Origin of the sequence: uncultured Succiniclasticum sp. (assembly GCF_902793885.1) — a bacterium.
In the GTDB taxonomy this organism is placed as follows: domain Bacteria; phylum Bacillota; class Negativicutes; order Acidaminococcales; family Acidaminococcaceae; genus Succiniclasticum.
In genome coordinates this window covers 1-15,307 of record NZ_CADBFF010000036.1, presented here as the reverse complement: position 1 = coordinate 15,307, position 15,307 = coordinate 1, and the positions used below count along the sequence as shown (strand labels likewise).

Here is a 15,307-nt window from a genome sequence, read left to right as displayed (position 1 = left end):
TTTCCTCTGCTTCTAACTTCACCTTGTGTGACATAACAAAACTCCCCCTATGATTAACAGTTTATTTTTTCACTGTCTCTCATAGAGGGAGCATATCAATTTATTTTCCACGGCTGTTTTGTTATAATAAGTAAAGAGAAGGTACGCTGATAAGGAGGCAAATCAGTGAAAATGAATCTAACAAATAATAAATACAGGGCGTTTGCGCAGGGAATCATTGCCCTTGTATGTGCGTTTTTTATCATAGCCGCAGGTTTTCCTGCCATTACTTGCGCCGGCAGCGGAACAAAAACAGTCAGAGTAGGTTATTACGAGAACGAAGTGTTTCAGGAAGGCGCTAAGCAAGGTGCGGTTAAGACCGGCTACGCTTACGAGTATTACCGCAAACTTTCTGAATACACGGGCTGGAAGTACGAATATGTGTACGGCGGTTACGGAGACCTGTATCAGATGCTCCTGGAGGGTGAGATCGATCTGCTGGCCGGTCTTGCCTGGCGTGAAGAACGCGCTGCACTGGTCGGTTATCCGGACGGCGTTATGGGCAGCGAGTCCTATTATCTCATTAAGCATGACGCAGACGCTACGATCAACGCTAATCCTGAAACACTGAACGGACACACAATCGGTGTATTGGACAGCGCTATGGTCGGCGTCCTGAAGAAGTACCTTGACGACCATCACGTGACTGCAAAAATTATTACGTTTCCCGAGCATACGCTTTTATTCCGAGCCTTTGATTCTCAGGAGGTGGATGTTCTCGCTGTCGAGAGCGATGGAGCCCGGGGGCGGGCGCATGCGGAGGTGCTGACTGTTTTCGGTACATCGGATTATTATCTGTGTGTCAATAAAAAACGGCCGGACCTGTTGGCTCAGTTAAATTCCGCACAGTCGCTGCTGGCTGCCGAGGAGCCCAATTACCTGAACTCTCTGAAGGAGAAGTATTATTCGGCCAGTGTTACGGCGCGGGCCTTTTCACAGACAGAACGGAATTGGATACGTACGCATACCACACTTCATGTTGGTTATCTGGATCATTATCTGCCTTACAGTAACACCGATGAGCAGGGGAAAGTGACAGGTATCGTCAAAGATTTCATCCCTGCTATGTTAAAGACGCTGGGCTTGCAGAACATCTCCGTAACGTACGACGGTTACAAGAGTTACGATGAGATGATCGCTGCCATCATCGCAGGCAGGATTGACGTGGCATTTCCCGTTGGCGGCGGGCTGTATTACTCGGAAGAAAATGGAATCTACCTGTCAAATCCGGTCTCTTCATCAACGGCTGCATTGGTCTACAAAGGGGATTTCACTGAAAAAACTACCGAACACTTTGCCGTGAATCAAAACAACCGTATGCAGTTTTACTTTGTCCGGACAAATTATCCGAAAGCCAAAATCACGTTCTATCCGTCAAGCGAGGATTGCCTTTCCGCAGTGCTTGCCGGTAAAGCAGGATGTGTTACGTTGGACGGTCTGCGGGCGAACGACATCCTTCGGAACCGGCAGTATGAAGGTCTGTTCCTTCGCCAGTCGAGCTATAACGACGCCCATTGCTTCGGCGTAGAGATTGGCAACGAAGGGCTGTTGAAACTGCTGAACCGCGGCGTCAATGTGCTGGGCAAAGATTATGCGCAGAATATTTCGTTCCGATATACCGGAGGACTGTATTCCTACAGTTTCAAGGATGCGCTTGCGGATCATATGGCTGTAGTCGCTCCAATCCTTCTTACTATTGCTGCCCTCCTTGTTTTTCTGCTTTTCCGGGATATAAGACGCTCCAAAGAAGAAATCAAAGAAAAGGAAGCGGCCCGCGTCACGCTTGAGGAAAAAAACAACGAGCTGGCAGAGAGCCAGAAGGCGCTTTCGGAAGCATTGGTTGTAGCGGAGCATGCGAATCGTGCCAAGACCGTTTTCCTCAACAACATGTCTCATGATATCCGCACGCCCATGAATGCCATCGTAGGCTTTACGGCATTGGCCGCGTCCCATATTGATAATAAAGAACAGGTACAGGATTATCTTGGAAAAATCTCTGTGTCCAGCCAGCATCTCCTGTCGCTGATCAACGATGTGCTGGATATGAGCCGTATCGAAAGCGGCAAAGTTACCATTGAGGAAGCTGATGTCCATCTGCCTGATGTAATCCATGACCTGCGGACGATCATTCAATCCAATATAGCATCAAAGCAGCTGGATTTGTTCATCGATACACAGGACGTAACCCATGAGGATATTATCACTGATAAGCTCCGCCTGAATCAGGTGCTGCTGAACATTCTGTCCAACGCAATCAAGTTCACGCCTGCAGGCGGTACGATCAGCTTCCGGGTTATCGAGAAGCCGTCTCCTGCCGCAAATCTTGCCAACTTTGAATTCCGGATCAAGGATAACGGCATTGGTATGAGTGAAGAATTTCAGAAGACAATCTTTGAAGCATTCACTCGTGAAAAAACCAGCACTGTCAGCGGAATCCAGGGAACCGGGCTGGGCATGGCCATCACCAAAAGTATTGTCGATATGATGGGCGGCGTGGTGACCGTTCATTCGGAAGAAGGCAAAGGGAGCGAATTCATTGTGAATCTGCCCTGTAAAATCAGCGGCGTTTCCGCCAAGTTTGAACCGTTGCCCGAACTGAATGGTCTTCGCGCGCTTGTGGCAGATGACGATACTAACACGTGTCTTTCTGTTTGTTCCATGTTGCGGGAAATCGGCATGAGGCCCGACTGGACAAACTACGGAAAAGAAGCCGTGGTCCGCGCAAAGGAAGCCATGGATCAGGCGGATGAGTTCCGCGTCTATATTATCGACTGGCTCATGCCGGATCTGAACGGCATAGAAACGGTGCGAAGAATTCGCAGGGTGATTGGCGACAGCGCACCCATAATCATCCTGACAGCATACGACTGGGCGGATATTGAAGAAGAGGCAAGAGAAGCAGGGGTGACAGCGTTCTGCTCTAAGCCGTTGTTTATGTCTGAATTACGAAGCGTGCTTGCAAAACCGTTTATGACAACCCAGGAGCAGCCGGAACAAAAACAACAGGAAGCCGCGTCCGATTTTTCCGGGAAGCGCGTGTTGCTGGCAGAAGACAATGAATTGAACCAGATGATCGCGGAGGCTATCCTGACCGAAAACGGTTTCCATGTTGAAATTGTCGGCGATGGGGCGGAGGCCGTACAGAAAGTGAAAGCCGCGCCGGCCGGATACTACGACGTCATCCTGATGGATATCCAGATGCCTAATATGGACGGTTATGAAGCATCCAAGCAGATCCGTGCGCTGGAGGATAAGCAAAAAGCAGCGGTCCCAATCGTTGCCGTCACGGCGAATGCATTTGAGGAAGACCGGAAGAATGCGTTGGAAGCCGGAATGAACGGACATCTGGCAAAGCCGTATGATATCCCGGCGATGCTTGAAACATTGAAGAATCTGCTGAGCTGAACAGATAAGAACTGAATAAAAACAGCTGTGGGATTTCATTTCCACGGCTGTTTTGTTGCGGGTAGATATTAAGAATAAATGAATCGTTAAAGAAAATTAAAATTTTAGTTTTTATTTAAAAAGTTTAAAATACCTTACATATCCTAAATTTCGGATAATACCGCTCCGTAAATCTGTTATAATTCAAAATGAAAATGATATTGCTCTTTGAAAACTGAATAACGCCTGAATCAACATACCTGACGCTCAATTCATAAACCTAACTGAAATGAAAGAGAATTGGAGTTACGCATACAAATCTTGCTATGATTTTGAAAGACAAGGCGGTAATTATGATTCGTAACGCTGTAAAAGAAGACGCTGAAAAAATTCTTGCAATCTATTCTTACTATGTAAAAAACACTGCAATCTCGTTTGAGCTTGACGTGCCGTCGCTGGATGAGTTTCAGGGGCGAATCGTCCGCACGCTGGAAAGATATCCTTATCTCGTTTTGGAAGAGAAGGGAGTTATTCTGGGGTATGCGTATGCCGGTGTTTTTAAAAACAGGGCCGCGTATGACCATTGCTGTGAGGTTTCCATTTATGTTGAACGACATGCAAAAGGACGCGGTTACGGCCGAATGCTTTACGAGGCGCTTGAGACTGCGTTAAAAAAGTCGGGCATTCTGAACTTGTACGCCTGTATAGCGGATCCCGTCACCGAGGATGAATATCTGACCAGGAGCAGCGAGTATTTTCACAGTCATCTCGGTTATACTAAGGTTGGCCGGTTCCATAACTGCGGATATAAATTCAACCGCTGGTATAATATGATCTGGATGGAGAAAATAATTGGAGAACATCAGAAGAATTGAACCCCCTTTTTCTCTACGAAACCTCAAACCGTGATATACTGGATTACAAAGATATCTCCGTGCTTCTATTATATGGAGGTGACTTCGGATGGCAATCAATAACCAGAAGCTGAAGCTGTTGTATCTCGTTAAGATTTTTACTGAGGATACGGATGACCAGCATGCGCTTACGCTGTCGCAGATCGTGGACAAACTGCACGCCTACGGGGTGAACGCGGAACGGAAGACGCTGTACCAGGACTTTGAACTGTTGCGTGATTTCGGGGTGGATATCATCGGCGTACAGATGCAGCGCAGCTACTATTACCACATCGGCAACCGTGACTTTGAACTGCCGGAACTCAAACTGTTGGTGGATTCCGTGCAGTCAGCCAAGTTCATCACGGACAAGAAATCCAATGCGCTGATCCGGAAACTGGAGGGCATGGTCAGCAAGTATGAGGCGAGGCAGCTCCAGCGGCAGGTCATCATCTCCGGGCGTGTCAAGGCCATGAACGAAAGTATTTATTTTAATGTAGATAAACTGCATGAAGCCATCGGTACGGGCAGTCAGATCAAGTTCAAGTACTTCCAGTGGAACTTAAAAAAAGAGATGGAGCTCCGGAAGGGCGGCGCGTGGTATCAGGTGAGTCCCTGCGGCCTGATGTGGGACGACGAGAATTATTATCTGGTAGGCTATGATGCGGAAGACGAGAAGATCAAGCACTACCGGGTGGACAAGATGCTTCGTATTTCGCTGGTTAACAGGAAACGGGAAGGGAAGGAACAGTTCAAGGCTTTCAACATGCCCCGGTACACTAAGAGCCTGTTCGGTATGTACGGCGGTGAAGAGATACAGGTCACGCTGGAGGCGGAGAACGGGATGGTGGGGGTCCTGATTGACCGGTTTGGTAAGGATATGCCTGTCAAGAAGGTGGATGAAACCCACTTCCGCACGATTGTGAACGTAGCGGTCAGCAATCAGTTCCTGGGTTGGATCATGGCGCTAGGAAAAGGCGTACGGATCATAGGGCCGGATAGCGTCGTCCGGCGCATGAAAGAGGAAATCCAGCAGATAAGCAGGATGTATGAAGACGGGTGAGGCCTGCTATAGTCTGCTGGAATTGTAAAAGTTGGCAGAATAATACAAAAAGGAAACATTGCCATTTTCCGTTATAGTCAAGATAAAAATGAAAATAATTCAGCAAAAATAAAATCAGCAAAAATGTAATTTAGAAAGGAGAATCGCCGACATGAAAATGAAAATCAGCAGGTTGATTCGTAACGCGGGTGTTCTGTGTATAGGTCTGATGTCGCTGCCTGTTTCCACGTTTGCGTCTTCTGATATCGTTTCCAACGAAAAACCTGATGCGGCAAAGATCAACAGGGCCCGGCGGATTATAGCGGCGCTGCAGCATGAATTGGAGGATCTTTCGGAGCGGGGAAACGGTCCTTTTTTGGCTTCAATCTATGATGCGGAGGGGAATCTGGTCGCAAAGATGCCCAATACGGTTGCGCTGGACAAGTGTTCCCATAATCATGCGGAGATGAATGCCATAAGGGTGGCGGAGGAAAAGCTGGGTACCTATGACCTGGGCCCGTTTAACCTGAAGCTCTACACAACTTCTGAACCTTGTTCCATGTGTATGGGCGGTATTATGTGGTCGGGCATAAGGGAAGTCTATTACGGCGTGCCTTCCGAATCCGTGGAAAGGATCACGGGGTTTGATGAAGGCTTCAAACCCGGATGGCTGGAAGAGTTTAAGAAGCGTGGTATCACCGTGTACGGAAACATTGAGCGGGAGTTAGGCGAGCAGGCGCTTAGAAACTATATGGAGAAGGGTGGAACGATCTATCAGCCGCAGCGGTAAAGCGGAGGCTGCTGCAAGTGCCGGTATTTTTACGGTTGTACATATGCTTGTCGCTGTTTATGTATAGAAATAACCTGCAAAATGGAAGATTGATTTTTTTCATAATGAGTCCTGTTACTCCCAGTTCCACGGTTTTTTGCGAATCACTCCGTCCGCAAAGGGAAAGAATATGGACAGCAGGCCGAAGAGGAGCAACAGCCAGCAGTACCACACGTAGGGGATGAAGTCCAGGGAGGTTACTTCGCCGGTTCCGTAGTAGGCGTTGACCAGCGCCGTGGCGCTGAGCATCTGAGCCCCGTAAGGCAAAAAGCCCTGCACGATGCAGGAGAAAATGTCTAAAAGGGATGCGGTTTTTCTTGGATCAACCCGGTAGGCGCGGCTGACTTCTTTGGCCACGTTTCCGCTGATGACGATGGCTACGGTGTTGTTGGCGGTAGCGCAGTCGGTCAGGGATACCAGCGCCGCGATGCCAAGCTGTGCGGAACGGGCGCCTTTCATCATGGTCTGCAGTTTTTGCACCAGCCAGGCCAGGCCGCCGTTATGCATCACCAGTTCGGACATGCCTGCGCAGAACAGGGTCAGGAAGAACACTTCGTCCATACTGGTGAAGCCCTTCCAGATGTTCTGGGCAAAGATGAAAAGATCGATGCTGCCTGTCAGCATGCCGATTATGCCGGACAGAAAGATGCCACAGGTCAGTACGAGGAAGACGTTCATTCCCAAGAGGGCCATGAGCAGAACGGCCAGGTAAGGCAATACTTTCAGCGGGTCAAAGGCCAGACCGGCGATGTTCACCGCGTGTTCCGGACGCCCGATGAACAGCAGAATGAGCATGGTAAGGACGGCTGCAGGCAAGGCGATATAAAAGTTGAGGCGGAATTTATCCTTCATTTCGCAGCCCTGGCTTTTGGTGGCTGCGATGGTGGTGTCGGAAATCATGGAAAGGTTGTCGCCGAACATGGCGCCCCCGATACAGGCGCCAACCATCAGGGGCATGGAAAGCCCACCCTTATCGGCCAGGCCTGCCGCGATCGGCACGATCGCTCCAATGGTTCCCATGGAGGTGCCGGTAGCGGTGCCCATGAAAGCGGAGATAATGAACATGCCGGTTGTCAGGTACTGTGGTGCAATGACGGAAAGCCCCAGGTTGACCGTGGCATCACGCCCGCCCATGGCGCCGGCTACGGCAGAAAATGCGCCTGCCAGTACGTAGATGAGCAGCATCGTGATAACATCTTCTTTGGACGCGCCCCGGGAAAAGATGTGTATGCTTTTGTTGAAGGGCTCCCGGGTCATGGCGAAAGAGGTGATGACCGCAAAGAACATAGCCGTTACCGACGGGAACTGGTAGAAGGCCATCTGCACTCCCCGGGCCTGTTGGATGAGACCTGCGCCCAGGTAGATGACGATAAAAACTGCAAACGGCAGCAGGGCGCTGCCGCTGACTTTGGTGTTTTGTTCCGGTGTGTACATAGTATTTCTTCTTTCTGTGAATAGAATTTGCAATAGATTTATCTGCTTTGCAATGTGCCTATCATACCATTATCCTTCTATTTTTACAAGTGAAACCGAATGGCGGAGGTGACCAACTATGAAAGTAGGAAAAAATTTTCTGAAAAAGCTTACGGGTTTTATCATCGCGGCGGTATTCTTTGCAGGGTGCCTCTGCATGGGATTTGCGGCGGAGGCAGGCTATTCTCCAAAGTACTGGTATGATAAGGACGGAATTTTTCATGAGCAGCATAACTCCCACCACTATGCCAAGGACGAGAGAGGTCGGCTCTCCAGACAGGTCGAGGTTGTGATGCATTACTGGTATGACAGGGAAGGGAACAAGCATGAAATAATCACGTCTTCTGAAAGAACAAGCGAACATACGATTTCGGCGGCGCTGTCGGCAAAATCCCGGATACGGTACTGGTATGATGAAAAGGGGATTTTTCATAAAGAGTATACGTTTTTCACGCCCCGCGGCGACAAAGATACAGAGCTTGTGTGGTATGATAAGGACGGGAAGCAATATGGTAAGGAATACGGGTACGTAGTCATTAACGGACAAACTCTTTACCGGGAAAGCGTCACGACCTACGATGCAAAAGGCTGGCGGCATATTAATATTTTCTGGATTTATCCGGATAAAAGCCGGCGCGACAAGCATATCTGGTTTGACGACAAGGGTGAGCGCCATGAAGAGTGGAAGTAAATAGAAAGGGCTGGTCATGCAATGCTCATGGAGCGGTCCTGTTACAGATAATTCTGTGAAAAGGTACGAGCCTTTTTACACCCGTAACGACAGGTTGCATTCCGCATTAAAACGCCGCAGCCGGGAATTAAATCCTGACTGCGGCATGTTGGTTTTTCTTAGGCTTCTGTCTTCATAACAGACTTATAAGCGGGACGAATGATTTTGTTGGAAGTGATTAACTCTTCCAGCCGGTGTGCTGACCAGCCGACGATACGCGCGATGGCAAAAAACGCTATAAAGAGCGACGGCGGTACATCGAGCATATAATAGAGGGCGCCGCTGTAAAAATCGATGTTGGGATCGGGCGGTTGCGGCAGATTCCGGGCTTTGGCAATAATTCCGGGCGCCACGGCCTCCATATTTTCGAGAAGAGCCAGTTCATCGTCGAAACAGCCCTTTTCGCGGACAAGCTGCCGAAGATAGTCCTTGAGGATAATTTTCCGCGGATCGGAGATCGTATAAACCGCGTGTCCTATACCGTAAATCAGTCCCGTCCTGTCGAAGGCTTCCTTATTGACGATTTTTTGAATGTAAGCGGCCACTTCATCGCGGTCATACCAGTCTCTGACGTGTTCGCGAATGTCGCTCATCATACTTATAAACCGCAGGTTCGCGCCGCCGTGACGCGAGCCTTTCAACGAGGCCATGGCCGCCGTCATCGTCGAATAGGTATCCGAACCTGCCGAAGTTACGACGCGGGCCGTGAAGGACGAATTGTTCCCGCCGCCGTGTTCCATATGCAAAATCAGAGCGGTATCAAGAATTTTAGCCTCAAGGGGCGTATATTTCCTGTCGGGACGCAGGAGGCTTAGCAGATTTTCCGCCGCGGAAAGGCTCGGGTCGGGCAGGTGGATATACATGCTGCCGCCTTTTTTGTAGTGATTGTACGAGTGGTACGCATACGCAGCGAACTGCGGAAAGGTGCTGATCATTTCGAGGCACTGACGCAGCGAATTGCCCACACTGTTATCAAGTACGTTGTGGTCGTAGTAGGAATAGGCAAGGATGCTTCGCATCATGGATTTCATAATGTCGCCGGTGGGAGCTTCCATGATAATATCGCGTGTGAAGTTGGCAGGCAATGTCCGCGCCTCGCCCAACACGGTTTTAAATTCGGCCAGTTCCTTGTCGTCGGGGAGTACGCCCATGATCAGAAGGTAAGCAATTTTCTCAAAGCCGAGTTCGTCTCCGAGATCTTCAATCAGCTCGTTGATCCTGTGCCCGCGATACCAAAGTTCGCCGTCGCAGGGCTGTTTCTTACCATCAACATTTTTTTCCGAGATTATCTGGGAAATGTTCGTAAGTCCCGCAAGGACTCCTTTGCCATCTTCGTTGCGCAATCCGCTTTTCACGCCGTATTCTTTATAAAGCGAGGGATCGATATAGTCGTTACGCTTTAAAAGGTCAACATGGTTTTGCACAAAACTTTCGATTAAACTCACGTTAAAACCTCCTCAATCCGGTTGCATTCTTTAGTATGATTATAACAAATAAGTAGTTAAATGCAAGCAAGTCCCTGCTCTTTTGCTTTTACAAAAAAGAAAACCACACAAAATTTCGATTTAGTTCAACAGACACGGTGTTTATTTTCTGTGGCTGTTTTGTTATAATTAAAATAAAGTACGTTCAGCGGAAAAAGGACAATGGATATCACTTTGAAAAACGATTACCGAACGGTGTTTATATAAATGAGTTTTCGTATTCTAACAAGCCATAAGGATGAGAGAAAGTAATCATCGTATTGTAATAGGCATCAGACGGGATCCGGATAAGCAGGTCCGGATGAAGGGAGTCATTTATGAGCGGGATAAACGATGAGAAAGACAGGCTCATCATAGAAGAACTGTCCGTAACAAACCGTCTTCTTACCGATTTGACAAAGGCGGGAAGCTGGGTTGTCAACTATGCGCCTGACGGTTCTGTGGCGTCCGTGCAGTGGGGCGACGGTTTCCGCAGGCTGATGGGCTATAGTGACCGGAGTGACTTTCCGGATGAAATCGAATCATTTGTGCGGGGCATTCACCCGGAAGACCGGGAGGTTTTTATCGGTGATACGACCGTCAATGCATTTAATGAAGACATCATGTGCAAAAAAGGCTATGAATTCCGCTTCCGCAGAAAGGATGGCTCGACCCGGTGGTTTCGCAGCAAAGGGATACTGTACCGGGACGCGGAGGGGAAGCCACTGAAGTTCAGGGGCGTGACGATCGAAATAAGCCGGGAGAAGGAACTGGATACGCTTTACGCACAGCTGCAAAACGAATCTGCGTCCCTTAATACCATTCATGAAATGCTCGGATCCGGCAAATGGACGATGGATTTTGATGAAAAAGGCGTGATGTCCCGGGTCTACTGGAGCGACGAATTCCGGAGGATGCTCGGGTATCAAGACGTGGAGGACTTTCCGGATGTACTCGAATCCTGGTCCAACCTGCTGCATCCTGATGACAGGGAGCGCGTACTGAAGGCGTATAATGAAACGATTTCCGACTATACCGGTCAAAAGACCTATGACGTGGAGTACCGTCTGCGGACGAAAAACAGAGGGTACCGCTGGTACCGGGCTGTCGGCAAACCCACACGCCGCCCTGACGGTACCCCCATAACCTATGTAGGCGTTTTCCTGGATATCACAGAACAAAAGGAAATGATGCGGGAACTGGCGGAACAGCGGGAATCGCTGAGTGTTGCGCTGGAAGAGGCCAACAAGGCAAACAAGGCAAAGACTGCGTTTCTGTCCAATATGAGCCATGAAATCCGGACACCGATGAATGCGATCATCGGACTGGACCGAATCGCATTGAATGACCCCGGCATTTCTGAAACGACGCGGGAGCACCTTGAGAAAATGGGGATATCGGCTCAGCATCTTCTCAGCATAATCAATGACATTCTTGACATGAGCCGCGTCGAATCCGGACATATGGTTGTGAAAAATGAAGAGTTTTCGTTAGCAAAACTGTTGACCCAGGTCAATACGATTATCAGCGGACAGTGCAGGGACAAAGGCCTTGCGTATGAATGCCGTGTGAACGGCCCGGTCTGCGATTATTATATTGGCGACGACATGAAGTTGCGGCAGGTTATGATCAATATCCTCGGAAATGCGGTCAAGTTTACACCGTCCGGGGGTACCGTTACATTCGTTGTGGAATCCATTGCACGATTCAATGGAAAGTCCACGTTGCGCTTTATCATCAGCGATACAGGTATTGGGATGAGTCAGGAGTTTCTTCCCAAGCTGTTCGACGCGTTCAGTCAGGAGGATTCGTCCAGAGCAAGCCGCTACGGCAGCACCGGTTTAGGTATGGCCATAACCAAGAATATTATTGAGCTGATGAACGGAACGGTTTCCGTAGAGAGCGAAAAGAATAAAGGAACGACGTTTACTGTCACGGTTACGCTGACCGACTGCGACCACCAAAACGACGGGGAAGCGGAAACTGTTCTGCATACCCATGAACTGTGCGTATTGGTGATCGATGATGATCCGATCGCCTGTGAACATGCGCAGCTTGTGTTAGGGCAGGTGGGCGTGAATTGTGAAAAGGCATTGTCCGGAGCAGAAGGCTTACAGATGGTGAAAGTACGCTATGCCAGACGGGAGCCCTATAACCTGATTCTGATGGATTTGCGCATGCCTGATATGGACGGACTGGAAACGACGCGTCAAATTCGGGCTGCTGTGGGCAACGAAACGCCGGTGATCATACTTACTTCATATAGTTGGGATGAAATTGTGGAGGAAGCCAGAGAGGCCGGCGTTGACACATTTGTTGCCAAACCGCTTTTTTCCGGGGTGGTGCTTGATGAGTTCAGGAAGGCTTTCGAAAAGAAGAATACGAAACTTGTCCAGGAGACGACGGATCTCAAAGGCCGCAGAGTATTATTGGCGGAAGATGTCGCAGTAAACGCCGAAATCATGATGATGGTGCTCTCCATGCGTGAGATACAGGTGGATCACGCGGAAAATGGGCGTTTTGCCGTAGAAATGTTTGCGAAACATGAAGAGGGTTATTACGATGCGATTCTGATGGATTTGCGGATGCCTGAAATGGACGGACTGGAGGCGACCCGGAGGATCAGGGCTATGAACCGGTCTGATGCAAAGAGTATCCCTGTCATAGCGTTAACGGCAGATGCCTTTGATGAGGATGTACAACACAGTATGCAGGCAGGAATGAATGCGCACCTGTGTAAACCGGTAGAACCGGATGTATTGTTTAAAACGTTAGAAAGTCTTTTACACGATCAGTCAGAGAAGCGCACAAGCTGAGACCGGCTTGTCATTACATTGCAACCTTGCTGTGAGCCATGCGACGCAGCTTTTTGACTTTATGAAAATCCTGCCATATGATATAATCAAAAAATATTTTCCATCAGCGTCAATTTTGATGAACCTGTCTTGTATATAATAATAAAAGGATTTTTACAGATAACTGTTAGAGGAGGATCCTACAATGTCGATTAACAAAAACGAAATCACAAAAGAAATGGTTGCAAAAGCAATGCAATGCAAGAATGCTGACGAACTGATTGCGCTGGCAAAGACCGGCGGTTTTGAACTGACCCGGGAAGAAGCCGAAGCGTTTATGGCGGAGCTGGTCGACGTTGAGCTTGATGCCAACACGCTGAAAAATGTAGCGGGTGGCGGCTTCTGCTATACAGATTGCCGGTCCGTATGTGGTGATTATGTGGAATTTATGAATGGGTAAGAAAACATTGATTCATTCGTATTCACACTGACAAATCCTCATTTTTAACAGAAAATGATTCAACAGCTGTGGAACTTCAACATCCACGGCTGTTTTGATTTGATGGTCTTAGAAAGAAACAGACAATATAGAGACGAAGGAATTAGTATTTCCGTAACGCTTTGGAGGCGGTTTTTATGAATTCGGATATGAAACGGAATTTTTCATTGTTGTCAGGGCCGCTGGCATTTTTACTGCTGCGGCTTGCAGCGCAGTCGTTTGGCAGCGCGGCGGCAAGCGCTCTGGGAATGGCGGCCTGGATGGCGCTGTGGTGGGTATTCCGTCCGGTGGGAATTGCGGTGACGGCGCTGTTGCCGATTGCCGTCAATGCAGTATTGAATCTGATTCCCAGCGGGCACGTAATCAGTAATTATTTTTCGGAAATCGTAGTGCTGCTGCTGGGGGCTGACCTGATTTGTCTGACATGGAGCCGTACCGGTCTGGATCGGCGTGTGGCCGTGAAAGCGTTATGCGGTATCGGCACGTCCATGCGGCAGCAGATTGTAGCGTGGCTGGGAGCTTCTGTAGTTCTCTCCGTCTTTCTGCCTAACGTGGTGGTAGCGGCGATTCTTTGCCCCATTGCGGCAGCCATGCTGAAGTTTGTGAACGGAGGGGAAGAACCGGATGTTCGGCAATCCGCGCCGATTCTGCTGGCAATTGGCTGGGGCAGCGGCATCGGCGGCTTCGGTTCTCCCATCGGAGGCGCGGCAAATCTGGTGGCCATTGCCTACTTGGAGCAGCTTACGGGACATGAATTCATGTATGTGGACTGGGTGTTGCGGTTCGTACCGATTCTGTTTCTGGTTTTTCTTTTAAATCTGTTCTTTCTCTGGCAGATCAATCGCACTACACAGGATTTAAACGGATCTGCTTCCTATTTTAAAAAGCTGAACGAAGAGTTTGGACCGCTGAAGCGGGGCGAAAAGATAGGGCTGACATTATTTGTGTTGGCTACGATGCTGGCATTCCTCCGTCCTCTTTATGCGGAAGTGTTGCCCGGGTTGAAACCTGCCTATTCATTTCTTACGTTAGGCCTTCTGATGTTTGTGCTGCGTGATGAGAATGACGAAGTGATGATGGACTGGAAATATGCGGAGAGCCATGTTATGTGGGGCATGATGTTCCTCTTTGCCAGCGGCATGGCCCTGGGACGCATGCTGATTGAAACCGGGGCGGTAAAGCAGTTGACGGCTTTAATTGCGTCAAGCGGGCCTTCCGGCGGACTGGGAACCGTTGCGCTGTTTGCAGCGTTTGGCTGTTTTCTTACGGAACTGTCCAGCAATACGGCAGCCGCTTCTATCGCGCTGCCGGTCGTCATCAGCATTACCCAGGCTATCGGACTGAACCCGGTGCCCTATATGTTACTTACAGTAGTGGCGGTGAACTGTGCATATGTTCTGCCGGTTTCTACCCGTGCGATTCCGGTATCTTACGGACTGGACGCCGGGCTTCAAATCCGCAAGGGCCTGCGGCTGACCATTCTCAATGTACTCCTGGTAACGGCTTTGGGCTGGTTCTGCATAAACTATGTACCATTTTTCTCAAGATTTTAAAACTATTGTATGGCGGATTTCAATTTTGTAGAGTAAATGATTCAACAGCCGTGGAACGATAAGCAGAGGTTTTTCTTGGCGCTAAAACCCAATAAAATTCAGGGATGCTTGAGAAAGCATCCACGTTTTGCAGCTAAGATTTATTCGCCCCGCACCGCTGCATCTTCTTCAATTTCAGCTTTCCAGTCATCATCAATGCATGCACAGCAGCGCATGGAAGACATGGCTTCGCCAACTACTTTGTAGTTGAGCGCAGTGCCGCGTCTGCCCGAGAGCAGGACACACTATATTTTTGTATCCGCTTTCGACAAATTGTGGTATAATAGTACATAGTATAAAGTAAAAAATGGAGAAAGCGCCAAACTCTCATTTGGGGACGGGAAGATTTGTGCGTGGGCGCCTGCTCCGGGATATCCGGGGACAAGCGGCCGGAGTTTACCCGGATGCCCAAAGGGGTAAAAGAGGGTCAGGAAATGTAGAATCGTGATTATGATATAGGGAGGTAATTACCGGTGAATTCTATGCGAACTAAAGTTACTTTGCTTGCAGTTTGCGCAATGATCGTTTCACTGGGTATCATTGCTTTTGTCGGCGCCGTTTCTGTTAA

General features: G+C 49.0%; 10 protein-coding genes. 8 read left to right on the top strand and 2 right to left on the bottom strand.

Going from position 1 to position 15,307, the window contains the following annotated elements; genetic code table 11:
- Positions 1-171: 171 nt before the first annotated feature.
- The 4 genes from QZV31_RS12210 (at position 172) to QZV31_RS12195 (ending at position 6,148) form a co-directional block, all read left to right on the top strand.
- A complete protein-coding gene (locus QZV31_RS12210; RefSeq protein WP_295361079.1) occupies positions 172-3,444 on the top strand; it encodes a response regulator in 3,273 nt (1,090 codons plus the stop codon).
- Positions 3,445-3,776: 332 nt separating this feature from the next.
- Positions 3,777-4,298 (top strand): GNAT family N-acetyltransferase, encoded by a 522-nt coding sequence (locus tag QZV31_RS12205; RefSeq protein WP_295361078.1) that lies wholly within the window; start codon positions 3,777-3,779, stop codon positions 4,296-4,298.
- Positions 4,299-4,386: 88 nt separating this feature from the next.
- Positions 4,387-5,379 carry a WYL domain-containing protein gene (locus tag QZV31_RS12200; RefSeq protein ID WP_295361076.1) on the top strand — a complete coding sequence of 331 codons (993 nt, stop codon included), beginning with the start codon at positions 4,387-4,389 and terminating at the stop codon, positions 5,377-5,379.
- Between the two features lie 151 nt (positions 5,380-5,530).
- A complete protein-coding gene (locus QZV31_RS12195; protein ID WP_295361074.1) occupies positions 5,531-6,148 on the top strand; it encodes a nucleoside deaminase in 618 nt (205 codons plus the stop codon).
- Between the two features lie 114 nt (positions 6,149-6,262).
- Here the strand turns inward: QZV31_RS12195 and QZV31_RS12190 are convergent, their stop codons facing one another.
- Positions 6,263-7,654 (bottom strand): Na+/H+ antiporter NhaC family protein, encoded by a 1,392-nt coding sequence (locus QZV31_RS12190; protein ID WP_295361071.1) that lies wholly within the window; start codon positions 7,652-7,654, stop codon positions 6,263-6,265.
- A gap of 85 nt (positions 7,655-7,739) precedes the next feature.
- On the opposite strand from QZV31_RS12190, the gene QZV31_RS12185 reads away from it, so the two are divergent.
- A complete protein-coding gene (locus tag QZV31_RS12185) occupies positions 7,740-8,351 on the top strand; it encodes a hypothetical protein (protein ID WP_295361069.1) in 612 nt (203 codons plus the stop codon).
- A 158-nt stretch (positions 8,352-8,509) separates the two neighbouring features.
- Here the strand turns inward: QZV31_RS12185 and QZV31_RS12180 are convergent, their stop codons facing one another.
- A complete protein-coding gene (locus QZV31_RS12180) occupies positions 8,510-9,835 on the bottom strand; it encodes a citrate synthase (RefSeq protein ID WP_295361066.1) in 1,326 nt (441 codons plus the stop codon).
- Between the two features lie 356 nt (positions 9,836-10,191).
- Between QZV31_RS12180 and QZV31_RS12175 the strand changes: the two genes are divergently transcribed.
- The 3 genes from QZV31_RS12175 (at position 10,192) to QZV31_RS12165 (ending at position 14,700) form a co-directional block, all read left to right on the top strand.
- A complete protein-coding gene (locus QZV31_RS12175; RefSeq protein WP_295361064.1) occupies positions 10,192-12,669 on the top strand; it encodes a PAS domain-containing hybrid sensor histidine kinase/response regulator in 2,478 nt (825 codons plus the stop codon).
- A gap of 184 nt (positions 12,670-12,853) precedes the next feature.
- On the top strand, positions 12,854-13,108 hold the full coding sequence (locus tag QZV31_RS12170) for a Nif11 family protein (protein ID WP_093730759.1): 255 nt from the start codon (positions 12,854-12,856) through the stop codon (positions 13,106-13,108).
- 176 nt (positions 13,109-13,284) lie between these two features.
- Positions 13,285-14,700, top strand: coding sequence for an SLC13 family permease (locus QZV31_RS12165; protein WP_295361060.1), 1,416 nt, complete (start codon positions 13,285-13,287; stop codon positions 14,698-14,700).
- Positions 14,701-15,307: the final 607 nt, after the last annotated feature.

Excerpts from the sequence above, each read along its gene's own strand:
- QZV31_RS12195 (WP_295361074.1), top strand. The coding sequence starts at position 5,531 with ATGAAAATGAAAATCAGCAGGTTGATTCGTAACGCGGGTGTTCTGTGT.
- QZV31_RS12175 (WP_295361064.1), top strand. The coding sequence starts at position 10,192 with ATGAGCGGGATAAACGATGAGAAAGACAGGCTCATCATAGAAGAACTG.
- QZV31_RS12210 (WP_295361079.1), top strand. The coding sequence starts at position 172 with ATGAATCTAACAAATAATAAATACAGGGCGTTTGCGCAGGGAATCATT.
- QZV31_RS12185 (WP_295361069.1), top strand. The coding sequence starts at position 7,740 with ATGAAAGTAGGAAAAAATTTTCTGAAAAAGCTTACGGGTTTTATCATC.
- QZV31_RS12205 (WP_295361078.1), top strand. The coding sequence starts at position 3,777 with ATGATTCGTAACGCTGTAAAAGAAGACGCTGAAAAAATTCTTGCAATC.
- QZV31_RS12170 (WP_093730759.1), top strand. The coding sequence starts at position 12,854 with ATGTCGATTAACAAAAACGAAATCACAAAAGAAATGGTTGCAAAAGCA.
- QZV31_RS12200 (WP_295361076.1), top strand. The coding sequence starts at position 4,387 with ATGGCAATCAATAACCAGAAGCTGAAGCTGTTGTATCTCGTTAAGATT.
- QZV31_RS12165 (WP_295361060.1), top strand. The coding sequence starts at position 13,285 with ATGAATTCGGATATGAAACGGAATTTTTCATTGTTGTCAGGGCCGCTG.